The sequence below is a fragment of the Pseudomonas sp. GW822-FHT06D10 genome, from assembly GCF_058799535.1.
This window is the reverse complement of sequence record NZ_JBXALN010000005.1, coordinates 442,619-459,239: the sequence shown is the minus strand read 5'-3', so window position 1 is coordinate 459,239 and position 16,621 is coordinate 442,619. Positions and strand designations below refer to the sequence as shown.

Below are 16,621 nucleotides of genomic sequence, written 5' to 3'. Positions count from 1 at the left end.
ATTAGCCAGGGTCTGTTACCGCTTGGTGACAAGCCCTTAGTCGAGGATTTATGAAAGACGCAACGATTGCGCTGCACCATGGATTCAAGTCGGACCCGACCACCAAGGCCGTGGCCGTGCCCATCTACCAGAACGTCGCCTTCGAGTTCGACAACGCCCAGCACGGCGCTGATCTGTTCAACCTCGATGTGCCCGGCAACATCTACACCCGCATCATGAACCCCACCAACGATGTGCTGGAACAGCGCATGGCCGCCCTGGAAGGCGGGATCGCCGGGCTGGCGGTGGCCGCCGGCAGTGCCGCCATCCACTACGCGATCCAGACCCTGACCCAGGCTGGGGACAATATCGTCTCCACGCCCCAGCTGTACGGTGGCACCTACACCCTGTTCGCCCACCTGCTGCCAAGCTTCGGGGTCGAAGTACGCTTCGCCCGGGACGACTCGGCCGAGGCCATTGCCGAGCTGATCGACGACAAGACCAAGCTGGTGTACTGCGAGAGCATCGGCAACCCCGCGGGCAACATCGTCGATATCGAGGGCCTGGCCCAGGCCGCCCACGCCCGTAACGTGCCACTGATGGTGGACAACACCGTGGCCACGCCGATCCTGTGCAAGCCGATCCAGTTCGGCGCCGACATCGTGGTGCACTCGGTGACCAAGTACGTCGGTGGCCATGGCAACTCCCTGGGCGGGGTGATCGTCGACAGCGGCAACTTCCCCTGGGCCGACCACCCGCAGAAGTTCGCCAGCCTCAACACCCCGGAGCCGGCCTACCACGGCGTGGTCTACACCGAGAAGTTCGGCCCCGCCGCCTTTATCGCCCGGGCCCGCACCGTGCCGCTGCGCAACACCGGCGCAGCATTGGCGCCGATGAACGCCTTCCTGTTGCTGCAAGGCCTGGAAACCCTGGCCCTGCGCATGGAGCGCCACACCGACAACGCCCTCAAGGTGGCGCAGTTTCTCAAGGCCCACCCGCTGGTGGCCTGGGTCAGCTACGCCGGCCTGCCCGACCACCCGCACCATGAACTGGCGCGCAAGTACATGCAGGGCAAGCCATCGGCGATCCTCTCCTTCGGCCTCAAGGGCGGCTATTCCGCGGGCGTGCGCTTCTACGATGCGCTGCAGATCTTCAAGCGCCTGGTGAACATCGGCGACGCCAAGTCCCTGGCTTGCCACCCGGCGTCCACCACCCACAGGCAGATGAACGAAGAAGAGCAGGCCAAGGCCGGGGTCAAGCCGGAGATGATCCGTCTCTCTGTGGGCATCGAGGCCATCGAAGACCTGCTCGAAGACCTGGACCAGGCACTGCAACAAGCCTGACCCTCGGCCCTGGCGTTCTGCGCCAGGGCCATTGCCTAGCGCGTTGGCACCCACGCCACTCCCCTCTCCAGCCTCCAGGACCCTTAATCACCCGCAAAGGAACCCGACATGATTGTGCGTTACGTCAAGATCACCATGACCCTGGCAGTGGCGGCCTTCGCCCTGCTGGTGGCCTACAACAACATCAGCGACTACGGTTCCAACTTCGCCTTTGTCCAGCACGTGCTGAGCATGGACAGCGTCTTCCCCGGCAACAGCGCCACCGACCGCGCCCTGACCTTGCCGCTGCTGTGGAATGCCGGTTACTGGCTGATCATCGCCGGCGAAGCCCTGACCGGCGTGCTGCTGGCATTCGGCGCCCTGCGCCTGTGGCTGGCCCGGCACGGCGTGGCCAGCTACTTCAACCGCACCAAACGCTGGGCCATCGCCGGTTTCTGCCTGGGCTTCTGCGTCTGGTTCTTCGGCTTCATGGTGGTTGGCGGCGAGTGGTTCATGATGTGGCAGTCCAAGGCCTGGAACGGCCAGGACGCGGCGTTCAAGTTCTACATGGCGATCCTTGGCGTACTGATATTCCTCAACCAGCCCGACACCGAGCTGCACTGACCCTGTAGCCGCTGCCGAGCCATGACGAGGCTGCGCAAAAGCCCGCAGGGCCTTGCGGTCCCTCCGAGCGCCCCTCGTTAGCAGCCTGCGGCAGCGGCTACGGGACGCGAAAAAAAACGGCCCGCTGCGGTGACGCAGCGGGCCGTTCTTCAGCGCCCCGGGGAATCAGGGCAGGATTTGCGCACTCAGTGGTTGAGCTTGAAATCCTTCTCGGCCGCTTCGAAGCGCTGGACCATGCCGGCGCTCGGCGTGCCCATCTTGCTCACCAGCAGGATCGCCAGGCTGGCGAAGATGAAGCCCGGGATGATTTCGTACAGGCCCAGCAGAGCGAAATGCTTCCACAGGATCACGGTGACGGCACCGACGATGATGCCGGCCAGCGCGCCGTCACGGGTCATGCCTTTCCAGATCACCGAAATCAGTACCACGGGGCCGAAGGCCGCGCCGAACCCGGCCCAGGCATAGCTCACCAGGCCCAGCACGCGGTTTTCCGGGTTGGCGGCCATGGCAATGGCGATCAGCGCCACCACCAGCACCATGGCGCGGCCGACCCACACCAGTTCCAACTGGGAAGCGTGCTTGCGCAAGAAGGCTTTGTAGAAGTCTTCAGTCAGGGCACTGGAGCACACCAGCAGCTGGCAGCTCAGGGTACTCATGACTGCCGCCAGGATGGCCGACAGCAGCACACCCGCGATCCATGGGTTGAACAGCAGCTTGGCCAGTTCGATGAACACCCGCTCAGGGTTTTCGGTCACAGGGCCGGCCACCTCAGGGTGCGCCGAGAAATAGGCGATACCGAAGAAGCCCACCGCCACGGTGCCGCCCAGGCACAGGATCATCCAGGTCATGGAGATGCGACGGGCCTTGGCAATCGACTTCACCGAATCGGCGGCCATGAAGCGCGCCAGGATATGCGGCTGGCCGAAGTAGCCCAGGCCCCAGCCCATCAGCGAGATCACGCCGATGAAGGTGGTGTTCTTGAGCATGTCGAAGTTGGTCGGGTCCTTGGCTTCGATGGCCAGGAAGGTGGTGTCCACGCCACCGGTCGCCAGCAGCACGATGATCGGCGTCAGGATCAGAGCGAAGATCATCAGCGTGGCCTGGACGGTATCGGTCCAGCTCACTGCCAGGAAACCACCAACGAAGGTGTAGGCAATGGTTGCCGCCGCACCGGCCCACAGCGCTGTCTCGTAGGGCATGCCGAAAGTGCTTTCGAACAGGCGGGCACCGGCGACGATGCCGGAGGCGCAATAGATGGTGAAGAACACCAGGATCACCACCGCAGAGATGATCCGCAGCAGGCCGCTCTTGTCTTCAAAGCGGCTGGAGAAGTAGTCCGGCAGGGTCAGTGCGTCGCCGTTGTGTTCGGTCTGCACCCGCAGGCGGCCGGCCACGAACAGCCAGTTGAGGTAGGCACCGACGATCAGGCCGATGGCGATCCAGCTTTCCGAAAGACCGGACATGTAGATGGCGCCCGGCAGGCCCATCAGCAGCCAGCCACTCATGTCGGAAGCACCGGCGGAAAGCGCGGTGACCACGCTGCCGAGGCTGCGGCCGCCAAGAATGTAGTCGGAAAGGTTGTTGGTGGAGCGATAGGCCATGAAGCCGATCAGCACCATTGCCGCGATGTAGATCACGAAGGTGATCAAGGTTGGATTGCTTGCACTCATTGAGTTACGCCCTGGCTTTGTTTTTATGGTGCGGCGGCCACTGCCACCCGCCGCCAAACGATGACGCTTGGGAGACGATCAGGCGGGCCGCGCATTTATGACTGATGTTTCCCCAGGAAAGCCATCAGCCGATGAACCAGTCCTGCAGGACGGTTGCACCTTGGCCGCGAATCCTATGCAACAAGACGAACAAGGTGCAACCAATTTGCGCCGAATCAGTTGCACCTTGTCTAAAAACTGGTCGCTGACGGCGCTTTTGCTCCTTTTTGGAGCAAAAAATGGCGTTTTCAGAAGTAAAGGCACCAGTAGGAGGCAAGCCACTCCGTGCAGGAATTTTATTCCTGACAAGCTGCTTCTTTTTCCAGCTAAAAATGGGTTGCACCCGGTTGCACCTATTGCAGTGCGCGGATAATCTTGCCGCCAGCTGATGCCACACGTGCGTGGCAAACATGAGGATAAAAATATGGCTACCACCACCCTCGGGGTCAAACTCGACGACCCTACCCGCGAGCGCCTCAAGGCCGCCGCGGCCTCGATCGATCGTACGCCGCACTGGCTGATCAAGCAGGCGATTTTCAATTACCTGGAAAAACTCGAGGGTGGTGCAACCCTGACCGAGCTGAGCAGTGCCACCGCCAAAGACGGCGAGGATGCCGGCGAGGTACAGACCGATCACGCTCACCAATGCTTCCTGGAGTTCGCCGAAAGCATTCTCCCGCAGTCGGTGCTGCGCGCCTCGATCACCGCCGCCTACCGCCGCCCGGAACCGGAAGTGGTGCCGATGCTGCTGGAGCAGGCGCGCTTGCCGGCCGCCACCGCCGAAGCCGCGAACAAACTGGCCGCCTCGATCGCCGAGAAGCTGCGCAACCAGAAGAGCGCCGGCGGCCGTGCCGGCATCGTCCAGGGCCTGCTGCAGGAGTTCTCCCTGTCGTCCCAGGAAGGCGTGGCGCTGATGTGCCTGGCCGAAGCCCTGCTGCGCATCCCCGACAAGGGCACCCGTGACGCGCTGATCCGCGACAAGATCAGCACCGGCAACTGGCAGCCGCACCTGGGCAACAGCCCATCGCTGTTCGTCAACGCCGCCACCTGGGGCCTGCTGCTCACCGGCAAGCTGGTGTCGACCCACAACGAGGCCGGCTTGACCTCCTCCTTGAGCCGCATCATCGGCAAGAGCGGCGAGCCGATGATCCGCAAGGGCGTGGACATGGCCATGCGCTTGATGGGCGAACAGTTCGTCACCGGTGAAACCATCGCCGAAGCCCTGGCCAACGCCAGCAAGTTCGAAGCCAAGGGCTTCCGCTATTCCTACGACATGCTCGGCGAAGCCGCACTGACCGAGCACGACGCACAGAAGTACCTCGCGTCCTACGAGCAGGCCATCCACTCCATCGGCAAGGCCTCCCACGGTCGCGGCATCTATGAAGGCCCGGGCATCTCCATCAAGCTCTCGGCCCTGCACCCGCGCTACAGCCGCGCCCAGTACGAGCGCGTGATGGAAGAGCTGTACCCGCGCCTGCTGTCCCTGACCCTGCTGGCCAAGCAGTACGACATCGGCCTGAACATCGACGCCGAGGAAGCCGACCGCCTGGAGCTGTCCCTGGACCTGCTGGAGCGCCTGTGCTTCGAGCCGCAACTGACCGGCTGGAACGGTATCGGCTTCGTGATCCAGGCCTACCAGAAGCGCTGCCCGTACGTGATCGACTATGTGATCGATCTGGCCCGTCGCAGCCGTCACCGCCTGATGATCCGCCTGGTGAAAGGCGCCTACTGGGACAGCGAGATCAAGCGCGCCCAGGTCGAAGGCCTGGAAGGCTATCCGGTCTACACCCGCAAGGTGTACACCGACGTTTCCTACATCGCCTGCGCACGCAAGCTGCTGTCGGTGCCGGAAGTCATCTACCCGCAATTTGCTACCCACAACGCCCACACCCTGTCGGCGATCTACCACATTGCCGGTCAGAACTATTACCCCGGCCAGTACGAGTTCCAGTGCCTGCACGGCATGGGCGAACCGCTGTACGAGCAAGTGGTGGGCAAGGTTGCCGAGGGCAAGCTGAACCGTCCGTGCCGCGTGTACGCACCCGTCGGCACTCACGAAACCCTGCTGGCCTACCTGGTACGCCGGCTGCTGGAAAACGGCGCCAACACCTCGTTCGTCAACCGTATCGCCGACCAGTCGATCTCGATCCAGGAACTGGTGGCCGATCCGGTGACCCAGATCGAACAGATGGCCACCCTGGAAGGCGGCTTCGGCCTGCCGCACCCGCGCATTCCATTGCCGCGTGACCTGTATGGCGCCGAGCGGGCCAACTCCGCCGGCATCGACATGGCCAACGAACACCGCCTGGCGTCGCTGTCCTGCGCACTGCTGGCCACCGCCCACAACAACTGGAAAGCCGCACCGATGCTCGGTTGCGCCGCCAGCAGCGAAACCCCGGCGCCGGTACTCAACCCTTCGGACCATCGCGATGTGGTGGGCCACGTCCAGGAAGCCACGGTCGAAGACGTCGACAACGCCATCCAGTGCGCCCTCAACGCCGCACCGATCTGGCAGGCCACGCCGCCGGCCGAACGCGCTGCGATCCTGGAACGCGCCGCCGACCTGATGGAAGGCGAGATCCAGCCGCTGATGGGCCTGCTGGCCCGGGAAGCCGGCAAGACCTTCGCCAACGCCATCGCCGAAGTGCGTGAAGCCGTGGACTTCCTGCGCTACTACGCGGTGCAGGCCCGCAACGACTTCAGCAACGACGCCCACCGCCCACTGGGCCCGGTGGTGTGCATCAGCCCGTGGAACTTCCCGCTGGCAATCTTCAGTGGCCAGGTCGCCGCAGCCTTGGCTGCCGGCAACCCGGTCCTGGCCAAACCGGCCGAACAGACTCCGCTGGTAGCCGCCCAGGCCGTGCGCCTGCTGCTCGAAGCCGGGATTCCCGAAGGCGTGCTGCAACTGCTGCCGGGCCAGGGCGAAAGCGTCGGTGCCCGCCTGGTGGGTGACGAGCGCGTCAAGGGCGTGATGTTCACCGGCTCCACTGAAGTTGCGCGTCTGCTGCAACGCAACATCGCCGGGCGCCTGGACAACCAGGGCCGGCCGATCCCGCTGATCGCCGAAACCGGCGGCCAGAACGCGATGATCGTCGACTCCTCGGCCCTGACCGAACAGGTGGTCATCGACGTGGTGTCCTCGGCCTTCGACAGTGCCGGCCAGCGTTGCTCGGCCCTGCGCGTGCTGTGCCTGCAGGAAGATTCCGCCGAGCGTGTGATCGAAATGCTCAAGGGCGCCATGGCCGAAAACCGCCTGGGCAACCCTGAGCGCCTGTCGGTGGACATCGGCCCGGTGATCGACGCCGAAGCCAAGGCCGGCATCGAGAAGCACATCCAGGCCATGCGCGACAAAGGTCGCAACGTGTACCAGATGGCCATCGCCGACGGCGAAGAATGCAAGCGCGGCACCTTTGTCATGCCGACCCTGATCGAGCTGGAAAGCTTCGACGAACTGCAGCGCGAGATCTTCGGTCCGGTGCTGCACGTGGTGCGCTACAAGCGCAAGGAAATCGACCAACTGATCGCCCAGATCAACGCTTCCGGCTACGGCCTGACCCTGGGCGTGCACACCCGGATCGACGAGACCATCGCCAAGGTGGTGGACAACGTCCACGCCGGTAACGTCTACGTCAACCGCAACATCGTCGGTGCCGTGGTCGGCGTGCAACCGTTCGGCGGCGAAGGCCTGTCGGGCACCGGCCCGAAAGCCGGCGGCCCGCTGTACCTGTACCGCCTGCTGTCGACCCGCCCGGTGGATGCCATCGAGCAGTCCTTTGCCCGTGGCGACGCCGAGAACGCCCCGGACCTGCGCCTGCGCGAAGTCCTCAGCAAGCCGTTGAACGCCCTGCAAGCCTGGGCCGAGAGCAGCAAGCTGGCGGAACTGGCGATCCTGTGCAAACAGTTCGCCGGCCAGTCCCAGAGCGGCATCACCCGGCAGTTGACCGGCCCTACCGGCGAGCGCAACAGCTACGCCATCCTGCCCCGCGAGCACGTCCTGTGCCTGGCGGAAGTCGAGGGTGACCTGCTGACCCAACTGGCAGCCGTGCTGGCCGTCGGTGGCTCGGCGGTGTGGCCGGAAAGCGAGATCAGCAAGGCGCTGTTCGCCCGCTTGCCGAAGGAAGTCCAGGCACGCATCCAGCGCGTGGCCGACTGGAGCAAGGACGAAGTGGTATTCGACGCCGTCCTGCACCACGGCGATTCCGACCAGCTGCGCAGCGTCTGCCAGCAGGTGGCCCAGCGTGCCGGTGCCATCGTCGGCGTCCAGGGCCTGTCCCAGGGCGAGACCGCGATTGCCCTGGAGCGCCTGGTGATCGAGCGCGCCTTGAGCGTCAACACCGCTGCGGCCGGCGGCAACGCCAGCCTGATGACCATCGGCTGAAGCCGATAGTCAGCACCCTGGAAAAGAGCGCCCTCAGCGGCGCTCTTTTTTTTGCCCGACGCCATTTCCTGTAGCCGCTGCCGCAGGCTGCGACCGGCCGGAACGGCCGTAGCGATTTCATTGCCGCCGAAGTTCCTGCGGGACTTATCGCAGCCTTCGCAGCGGCGACAGGGGCTGTGCCTGTTTGGCATCTTTATCACCCACATCAATCTTGCTATCCAGCCTTCATTCACGCGCCTAGACTCGGCCCATCCCCAATCCCACAGGTATGCCGCCATGTCCGAGACGCTGCTCAGTTCCCGCAATCTGGCCTTCGAACTGTATGAGGTACTCGACGCCGAGGGCCTGACCCAGCGCGAGCGGTTTGCCGAGCACAACCGGGAAACCTTCGACGCCGCCCTAGGCACCGCCCGCAGCATCGCCGAGAAGTTCTTCGCCCCGCACAACCGCAAGGGCGATGAGCACGAGCCACGCTACGAAGACGGCCAGGCGGTGCTGATCCCCGAAGTGAAACCGGCGGTGGATGCGTTCCTCGAAGCCGGCTTCCTGAATGCCGCCCGCAGTTTCGAGGCCGGCGGCATGCAACTGCCAACCCTGCTGTCCCAGGCCTGCTTCGCCCACTTCCAGGCGGCCAACGCGGCCTCGACCTCCTACCCGTTCCTGACCATGGGCGCCGCCAACCTGATCGAGAGCTTCGGCACCGAAGAACAGAAACAACGCTTCCTGCAGCCGATGATCGACGGTCGCTTCTTCGGCACCATGGCCCTGACCGAGCCCCATGCCGGCTCGTCGCTATCGGATATCCGCACCCGTGCCGAACCGGCCGCCGACGGCAGCTACCGGCTCAAGGGCAACAAGATCTTCATTTCCGGCGGCGACCACCCGCTGTCGGAAAACATCGTGCACATGGTCCTGGCCAAGCTGCCGGACGCGCCGCCCGGAGTGAAGGGCATTTCGCTGTTTATCGTGCCCAAGTTCCTGGTCAACGACGACGGCAGCCTGGGGCCGCGCAATGATGTGCTGCTGGCCGGGCTGTTCCACAAGATGGGCTGGCGCGGCACCACCTCCACCGCGCTGAACTTCGGCGATAACGGCCAGTGCGTGGGGTATCTGGTGGGCAAGCCCCATCACGGCCTGAGCTACATGTTCCAGATGATGAACGAGGCACGGATCGGCGTCGGCATGGGTGCGGTGATGCTCGGCTACGCCGGCTACCTGTACTCCCTGGAATACGCCCGCGAACGCCCGCAAGGTCGCCTGCCGGACAGCAAGGACCCGAGCACCGCGCCGGTGGCGATCATCCAGCACGCCGATGTGCGGCGCATGCTGCTGACCCAGAAGGCCTACGTCGAAGGCGCCTTCGACCTGGGGCTGTACGCGGCGCGGCTGTTCGACGACACCACCACCCTGGCCGATGCGGCCGAGCGCCAGCAGGCCCACGAACTGCTGGACCTGCTGACCCCGATCGTCAAGTCCTGGCCTTCAGAGTTCTGCCTGAAGGCCAACGAACTGGCGATCCAGATTCTCGGCGGCCACGGCTATACCCGGGAGTACCCGGTGGAGCAGTACTACCGCGACAACCGCCTGAACCCGATTCACGAAGGCACCCACGGCATCCAGTCCCTGGACCTGCTGGGGCGCAAGCTGGCGCAGAACGGCGGCGCCGGGCTCAAGCGCCTGGTACGGCTGATTGCCGAGACCGGCGAGCGGGCCCGCGCCCATCAATCACTGGACGCCCTGCGCCTGCCCCTGGAACAACTGGTAACGCGCCTGCAAAACGTGACGCTGGGGTTGCTGGGTGACCTGGCCAGCGGCAAGGTCACCAGCACCCTGGCCAACTCGGCGCTGTATCTGAAAGCCTTCGGCCATGCGGTGATCGGCTGGCGCTGGCTGGAACAGGCCATCCGGGCCGAGGAAGGACTGGCGCAGGCAGTGGCGGCGGATCGGGATTTCTACCTGGGCAAGTTGCAGGCCGCGCGCTACTTCCTGACCTGGGAAGTGCCAGGCTGCCAGCACGAGCTGGCACTGCTGGAAGCGCGGGACGATACCTGCCTGAGCATGCAGGACGCCTGGTTCTGAGGCCACCCAGGAGCCGGCTGCCGACGAAAGCGCCCGGCCTGACACACCGCGGCGCATGGTTCGCTGGCAAGCCAGCTCCTACACCAGGCACCGTTGCTCCCCGTAGGAGCCGGCTTGCCGGCGAAGGCGCCCGGCCTGACACACCGCGGCGGGCGGTCAGTGCAGCTTGAAGCCGCCCACCTGTCGGGCCAGGTCCTCGGAGAGGCGCTGCAGGGTCCGGCAGTCTTCACGGCAGGCCTGGACTTCGGCCGCGGTGGCCCGGGCCAGATCGGAGATGCCCTGGACATTGCGGTTGATTTCTTCGGTCACCGCCGATTGCTCCTCGGTGGCGGTGGCCACTTGCTGGTTCATGTCGCTGATGTGCTCAACCTGCCCGGTGATCGCTGTCAGCGAAGCCCCGGTCTGCTGGCTGGACTGCACCCCGGTACCGGTGGCCGACTGCCCGGCATGCATGGAGGCCACGGCATTCTCCGCGCCCTGCTTGAGGCTCTGGATCATCTGCTGGATCTCGTCGGTGGAAGCCTGGGTGCGCTGGGCCAGGGTCCGCACTTCGTCCGCCACCACGGCAAAGCCACGGCCCATTTCCCCGGCACGGGCTGCCTCGATAGCCGCATTGAGGGCCAGCAGGTTGGTCTGCTCGGAGACCCCGCGGATCACCGCCAGTACCTGATCGATGGAGGCCACCTGATGCGCCAGCTCACTGACAGCGCTGGCGGCCAGGGCAATTTCCCCGGACATGCTTTCGATGTGCCGGATCGAGCCGTCCACTACCCCCTGGGCCAGCTGGGCCTCATCCCGGGCCGCCTGGGACGCATCGGCCGCCTGCCCGGCGTTGCGTGCGATGTCCTGGACGGTCAGCCCCATCTGGTGCACGGCCGTGGCCACCATGTCGGTCATTTCCTGCTGCCGCCCCGAGCGCTCGGCAGTGTTCTCCACCACCGCCGCCACCTGCCCCACGGATGAGCGCAGACGCTCGGTGGTGGCCAGCACTTCGCCGATCATGCCGTGCTGGCTGTCGAGAAAACGATTGAAACCCCGGGCCAGGTCCCCCAGCTCGTCGGCCCGGCTGGCATCCAGGCGCAGGGTCAGGTCGCCACCACCGCTGCCGATGGCTACCAGCCCGGCGGTCACCTGGCGCACCGGCCGCACCAGGCCGCGAGCCAGCCAGATCACCAGCAACAGGCAGACCAGGGCGATAGCCAGGCCGATACCGGTGGTCAGCCACAAGGTTTGCCGGGCATCGGCGTAGATCTGCGCTTCGGGCACCTCGGCCACCAGCGACCACCCCATGCCCCGCAGTGGCAGGCTCAGGGCCACAAAGTCTTCGCCGTCGCGCACGAACCGGCTGCTGGCCAGCCCCTCGTGCCCCATGACCGCCTGGGCGGCCGATTCGCCGATCTGCTCGGACAGGTGCCGCTTGCCACTGAACTGCGCCTCAGGGTGAACCTGGATCAAGCCGTCGGCGCGCACCAGATAGACCTTGCCGTGCTCGCCGAAACTGAAGTCATGGATCAGTTGCGACAGCGCCTGCATCTTCAGCCCGAGCCCGGCCACCCCCACCAGCTTGCCGTCCTTCTTGACCCGCATGTCGATGAACATCGCCAACTCGCCGGTGGCCACATCGGTGTCGATGTTGAGCAGCCGCGGCTTGTCGCTATCGATGAAGCTGTAGAACCAGGCGTCCTTCGGATTGGAACGGCTGAGGGTGCGATCCAGCCCCTTCTCGTTGTAGTAGTGGTTGGTCGCGGTGCCCACCATCAAGGTGGTGAAGGCCTGGTTTTCGGCGCGGATGCCTTCCAGGTAGTCGACGAACACCTGGGCCTGGGCCGGATCCTCGCCGCCTGCCAGCCAATCGCGCAGCATGCCGTTGCTGGCAATGTCCCGGGCGACCGTCAGCGGCTGGGCGAGGATGCGTTCGATATCGTTGCGCATGGCTTCGATGCTCGAAGGCAGCGCCTTGTCCACCAGGTAGTTCTGGGTCAGGTGGTTGATCACCACGGTGTAGACCGCCACCACCACCAGCAGGCTGACCAGCAGGGCCGAGCCCATGCTGAGGACCAGTTGCCATTGAATACTGCGTCGCCAGAATTGCATGGAACACCTCTTTCTTATTGGTATAAGAGGCTGAAATGTCGCGCCAGCCGCGGAAGGTTGTATACAAACATTAGTTATGTTTGTCCAACCTATAACCCTGCGGCTGTGTGCAGTTCCGTCAGTTCTGTTGAATGGTCTTGGCGATGACCTCGACGGTGGCGCTCACTTGCTCCTGATAGCGCTCCAGTTCCTGGGCGTGGCGCTTCTGCATCTCGATCTGCTGCGAGCACAGGTTCATCGCCGCCAGCACCAGCAGGCGCTCGCCGATCAGCGTCGGGTACTTCTTCTTGGTGTCGGCCAGGGCCGCCTTGAGCATCAGCGCAGCGTCCATCAGGGTCTGTTCTTCCCCGGCCGGCGCCTTGATCGAGTAATCCTCCCCCAGGATCGAAACGACCTTCACTCCATCGATGTGATGTCTCATGGATTGGCCGGGCTCGCGCTGACACGCTCAACCAGCGCCTGGATGCGGGCAGCGGTGGCGCCTTGCTTTTCTTCCTGCTCCATCAGGCTCAGTTGCAGGCTTTCGTTTTCATCCTTGGCCTGGTCCAGTTGTTCCTTGAGGGCTGCGTTCGTACCGAGCAGTTCCTGGTTCTGTACCACCAGGTCGCTGACCAGCTGTTCCAATTGGCTGAGGGATGCTTCCAACATTTTGATCTTCCGGGCTTTTTGCAAAGGGCGCGTACGATAAAGAAAAGTCACCCTGGATGCCAGGGTTATCCAGGCGCAAAGCCTTGATTTTACTGGCGATGACCCTTCCGCGAGAGCTGTTAGAGACTGTCATTCTGCGCTCCGGTTCCTGACGCCTCGTCGGAGTCTCGGACTTTTATGAACTTTCCCAGTTACGCATAAGAAATTTCTGAAACTGCATCCGCCGGTTCAAGAAGCCATTGTTCAACGCGATAGACAGGTACGTCCCTGATCCTGCCAGCGCAATAAAGCGCTCACCCGAGGTAATGTCCATGTCCCTGCGCTCCCTGAATATTGCCCCGAGGGCCTTCCTCGGATTTGCCCTGATCGGCTGCCTGATGCTGTTTCTCGGGGTGTTCGCCCTGAATCAGATGGGCAAGATCCGCTCAGCCACCGAGCGCATGAGCCAGGACACCATCCCGAGCATCAAGAGCGTCGATGAGTTCACCCAGCTCAGCCTGCGCCAACGGGTCCAGGCCTACCGACTGCTGCTCAACCGCGAACCCCAGGCCCAGCAGCAGACCTTGGATGCCATCGACCAGCGCAACCAGAAGATCGAAGAAGCCCGGGCCCAGTACCTGAAGCTCATCAGCAGCCCCGAGGAGCGCCTTGCCTACGAGCAATACGGCACGCTGCTGAGCCACCACCGGCAGTTGGAGAGCCAACTGATCGAGCTGTCGCACAACAACCAGCTTGAGGCCATGCAACAACTGCTCAATACCGACCTGATGGACAGCGCCGAAAAGATCAACGCGGTCCTCAACCAACTGGTGGAGATCAACAGCCATTACGCCACCGTCGCCGACGATGATGCTGCCGCTCAGTACCGCAGAGCCTTCAATCTGGTGGTGGGGCTGCTGGTGCTGGCCAGCGCCCTGACCCTGCTGTTCGCCTGGCGCCTGATCCGCAGCATCACCCAGCCCATCGCCAATGCCCTGAGGGCCGCCGAAGAGATCGCCGAAGGCAACCTGACCCGCCCCATCACGGTCGATGGCAGCGACGAAGCCGGGCGCCTGCTGCAAGCCATGGTCACGATGCAGGAAAAGCTGCGCGACACCCTGCAGAGTATTTCCGGCTCCGCCCATCAGTTGGCGTCGGCGGCCGAAGAGCTCAACAGCGTCACCGAGGAAGGCGCCCGCGGCCTGACCCAGCAGAACAACGAGATCGAACAGGCCGCCACCGCGGTTAATGAAATGACCAGCGCCGTGGAAGAAGTGGCGCGCAATGCGGTGAGCACCTCCGAAGCCTCGAAGAGCGCCACCACTTCCGCCGGCGACGGCCGCGACCTGGTGCGCGAAACCGTGTCGGCCATCGAGCGCATGAGCTCCGACGTGCAAGGCACCGCCAGCCTGATCGGCGACCTGGCCAACGAGTCCCGGGACATCGGCAAGGTGCTGGACGTGATTCGCGGCCTGGCCGACCAGACCAACCTGCTGGCCCTCAATGCCGCCATCGAGGCTGCCCGGGCCGGTGAGGCCGGTCGCGGTTTTGCCGTGGTCGCCGACGAAGTCCGCGCCCTGGCCCACCGCACCCAGCAGTCCACCAGCGAAATCGAACGCATGATCGGCAGCATCCAGAGCGGCACCGAGCACGCCGTGGACTCCATGCGCAACAGCACCGAACGCGCCGAATCGACCCTGAGCATCGCCCGGGGGGCCGGCCAGTCCCTGGACACCATCAACAGCGCCATCAGCGAAATCAACGAACGCAACCTGGTGATTGCCAGCGCCGCTGAAGAACAGGCCCAGGTGGCCCGTGAAGTGGACCGCAACCTGGTGAACATCCGCGACCTGTCGGTACAGTCCACCACCGGCGCCAACCAGACCCAGGCCGCCAGCAACGAGCTGTCACGCCTGGCGGTCGACCTGAGCAACCTGGTCACCCGATTCAAGCTCTGAAGCCCTTGCGCCCTGCTCCAGCTCCCGCCGTTGAGCGGTGGGGGCTGGTGAGGGTGGCGTTCAAGGCACCCCAGCAGACAGGTACCGGACAGGCTTAATCCACGGCGAGACTCAAGACTTTAGTCGTACGACCGATAAGTCACGGTAGAGTCAGTCTCAAGCCCCGCACGGATGCGCCCTTTTTGGTACCTACCATGTCCCTTCGTAATATGAATATCGCTCCGCGGGCCTTCCTCGGCTTCGCCATGATCGGCGGCTTGATGCTGATCCTCGGGGTGTTCGCCTTGAACCAGATGAGCAAGATCCGCGGCGCCGCCGAAGACATCACGTCGAGCAGCGTGCCAAGCATCAAGAGCCTCGACGAATTCACCCAGCTAACCCTGCGCCTGCGGGTGCTGTCCTACCGCTTGCTGGTGAACCGTGAGCCGGACGTGCAGCAAAAGACCATCGAACTGCTGGAAATGCGCAACCAGCAGATCCGCGCCGCCCAGGTCATCTACGAAAAATTCATCACCAGCCCGGAAGAAAAATCCGCCTACGAGCAGTACCTCCAACTGCTGGGCCAGTACCGGCAGATCGAAGAGCGGATGAAGAGCCTGTCGCGCAACAATCAGGTGGATGAGCTGCGCAACTTGCTCAACACCGAACTGCTGAACAACTCCGAAGCCATGAACACCGTGCTCAACCGCTTGCTGGAGATCAACACCCAGCAGACCGTGGACACCAACCAGCAAGCCGCCGAGCAGTACTCCTCGGCCTTCAACCTGGTGGTGGCGCTGCTGGTGCTGGCTACTGGCCTGACCTTCCTCTTCGCCTGGCTGCTGACCCGCAGCATCACCCAGCCCATCGCCAACGCCCTGGGCGCCGCCGAGGAAATCGCCGAGGGCAACCTGACCCGGCCGATCAAGGTCGATGGCAGTGACGAGGCCGGGCGCCTGTTGCAGGCCATGGCCAAGATGCAGGAAAAACTGCGCGACACCCTGCAGCGCATCTCCGGTTCCGCCACCCAGTTGGCTTCGGCGGCTGAAGAGCTCAACAGCGTCACCGAGGAAAGCGCCCGCGGCCTGACCCAGCAGAACAACGAGATCGAACAGGCCGCCACCGCGGTCAATGAAATGACCAGCGCCGTGGAAGAAGTGGCGCGCAATGCGGTGAGCACCTCCGAAGCCTCGAAGAATGCCACCGCCTCCGCCGGCGACGGCCGCGACCTGGTGCAGGAAACCGTATCGGCCATCGAGCGCATGAGTTCCGATGTGCAGGGCACCGCCAGCCTGATCGGCGACCTGGCCAACGAGTCCCGGGACATCGGCAAGGTACTGGACGTGATTCGCGGCCTGGCCGACCAGACCAACCTGCTGGCCCTCAATGCCGCCATCGAGGCCGCCCGTGCCGGTGAGGCCGGTCGCGGTTTTGCCGTGGTCGCCGACGAAGTCCGCGCCCTGGCCCACCGCACCCAGCAGTCCACCAGCGAAATCGAACGCATGATCGGCAGCATCCAGAGCGGCACCGAGCACGCCGTGGATTCCATGCGCAACAGCACCGAACGCGCCGAATCGACCCTGAATATCGCCCGGGGTGCCGGCCTGTCCCTGGACACCATCAACAGCGCCATCATCGAGATCAACGAACGCAACCTGGTGATCGCCAGCGCCGCTGAAGAACAGGCCCAGGTGGCCCGGGAAGTGGACCGCAACCTGGTGAACATCCGCGACTTGTCGGTGCAGTCCTCCACCGGTGCCAACCAGACCAGTGCAGCCAGCAACGAGCTGTCGCGCCTGGCCGTGGACCTCAACGGCATGGTTGCCCGCTTCCGCCTCTGAAACACCCCGCCAGCCCTGGATGGCGCCGGTA

The 16,621-nt window shown here is 64.1% G+C and carries 11 protein-coding genes and 3 pseudogenes; 8 read left to right on the top strand and 6 right to left on the bottom strand.

Going from position 1 to position 16,621, the window contains the following annotated elements:
* Positions 1–50 precede the first annotated feature (50 nt).
* Positions 51–1,322: an O-acetylhomoserine aminocarboxypropyltransferase/cysteine synthase family protein gene (locus AC1RL5_RS19385; protein ID WP_103407685.1), complete on the top strand. Its 1,272-nt coding sequence runs from the start codon at positions 51–53 to the stop codon at positions 1,320–1,322.
* Positions 1,323–1,430: 108 nt separating this feature from the next.
* Positions 1,431–1,925 (top strand): DUF2165 family protein, encoded by a 495-nt coding sequence (locus AC1RL5_RS19380; protein WP_103407684.1) that lies wholly within the window; start codon positions 1,431–1,433, stop codon positions 1,923–1,925.
* Between the two features lie 185 nt (positions 1,926–2,110).
* On the opposite strand, the gene putP is transcribed toward AC1RL5_RS19380, so the two are convergent.
* Positions 2,111–3,595 (bottom strand): sodium/proline symporter PutP, encoded by a 1,485-nt coding sequence (gene putP, locus AC1RL5_RS19375; RefSeq protein WP_011058869.1) that lies wholly within the window; start codon positions 3,593–3,595, stop codon positions 2,111–2,113.
* Between the two features lie 124 nt (positions 3,596–3,719).
* Positions 3,720–3,977, bottom strand: a complete 258-nt coding sequence (locus AC1RL5_RS19370; RefSeq protein WP_143061824.1) for a hypothetical protein — start codon at positions 3,975–3,977, stop codon at positions 3,720–3,722.
* An 81-nt stretch (positions 3,978–4,058) separates the two neighbouring features.
* Here AC1RL5_RS19370 and putA point away from each other — a divergent pair, with 81 nt between their 5' ends.
* A complete protein-coding gene (gene putA / locus AC1RL5_RS19365) occupies positions 4,059–8,012 on the top strand; it encodes a trifunctional transcriptional regulator/proline dehydrogenase/L-glutamate gamma-semialdehyde dehydrogenase (RefSeq protein WP_492589527.1) in 3,954 nt (1,317 codons plus the stop codon).
* A 276-nt stretch (positions 8,013–8,288) separates the two neighbouring features.
* Complete coding sequence (locus AC1RL5_RS19360; RefSeq protein WP_103407682.1) at positions 8,289–10,091, top strand: acyl-CoA dehydrogenase; 1,803 nt, start codon at positions 8,289–8,291, stop codon at positions 10,089–10,091.
* A 156-nt stretch (positions 10,092–10,247) separates the two neighbouring features.
* Here AC1RL5_RS19360 and AC1RL5_RS19355 read toward each other — a convergent pair whose 3' ends face one another.
* From AC1RL5_RS19355 to AC1RL5_RS19340, 4 genes and pseudogenes are all read right to left on the bottom strand, one after another.
* Positions 10,248–10,979, bottom strand: coding sequence for a methyl-accepting chemotaxis protein (locus AC1RL5_RS19355; protein ID WP_370059465.1), 732 nt, complete (start codon positions 10,977–10,979; stop codon positions 10,248–10,250).
* 135 nt (positions 10,980–11,114) lie between these two features.
* A pseudogene (locus AC1RL5_RS19350) lies at positions 11,115–12,023 on the bottom strand (cache domain-containing protein); the annotation flags it as partial.
* Between the two features lie 280 nt (positions 12,024–12,303).
* Positions 12,304–12,606, bottom strand: coding sequence for a cell division protein ZapA (locus AC1RL5_RS19345; protein ID WP_011058865.1), 303 nt, complete (start codon positions 12,604–12,606; stop codon positions 12,304–12,306).
* Positions 12,603–12,833 carry a hypothetical protein gene (locus tag AC1RL5_RS19340; protein WP_015633896.1) on the bottom strand — a complete coding sequence of 77 codons (231 nt, stop codon included), beginning with the start codon at positions 12,831–12,833 and terminating at the stop codon, positions 12,603–12,605. The genes AC1RL5_RS19345 and AC1RL5_RS19340 overlap by 4 nt, the downstream gene beginning before the upstream one ends.
* Positions 12,834–13,138: 305 nt before the next feature.
* Here AC1RL5_RS19340 and AC1RL5_RS19335 point away from each other — a divergent pair.
* From AC1RL5_RS19335 to AC1RL5_RS19320, 4 genes and pseudogenes are all read left to right on the top strand, one after another.
* Positions 13,139–13,915 (top strand): annotated as a pseudogene (locus tag AC1RL5_RS19335) (MCP four helix bundle domain-containing protein); the annotation flags it as partial.
* Positions 13,898–14,770 (top strand): methyl-accepting chemotaxis protein, encoded by an 873-nt coding sequence (locus AC1RL5_RS19330; RefSeq protein ID WP_373366092.1) that lies wholly within the window; start codon positions 13,898–13,900, stop codon positions 14,768–14,770. The pseudogene AC1RL5_RS19335 and the gene AC1RL5_RS19330, both read left to right, overlap by 18 nt.
* Before the next feature lie 194 nt (positions 14,771–14,964).
* Positions 14,965–15,687, top strand: a pseudogene (locus AC1RL5_RS19325) (MCP four helix bundle domain-containing protein); the annotation flags it as partial.
* Positions 15,688–15,717: 30 nt separating this feature from the next.
* Complete coding sequence (locus AC1RL5_RS19320; protein ID WP_370059463.1) at positions 15,718–16,590, top strand: methyl-accepting chemotaxis protein; 873 nt, start codon at positions 15,718–15,720, stop codon at positions 16,588–16,590.
* Positions 16,591–16,621: the final 31 nt, after the last annotated feature.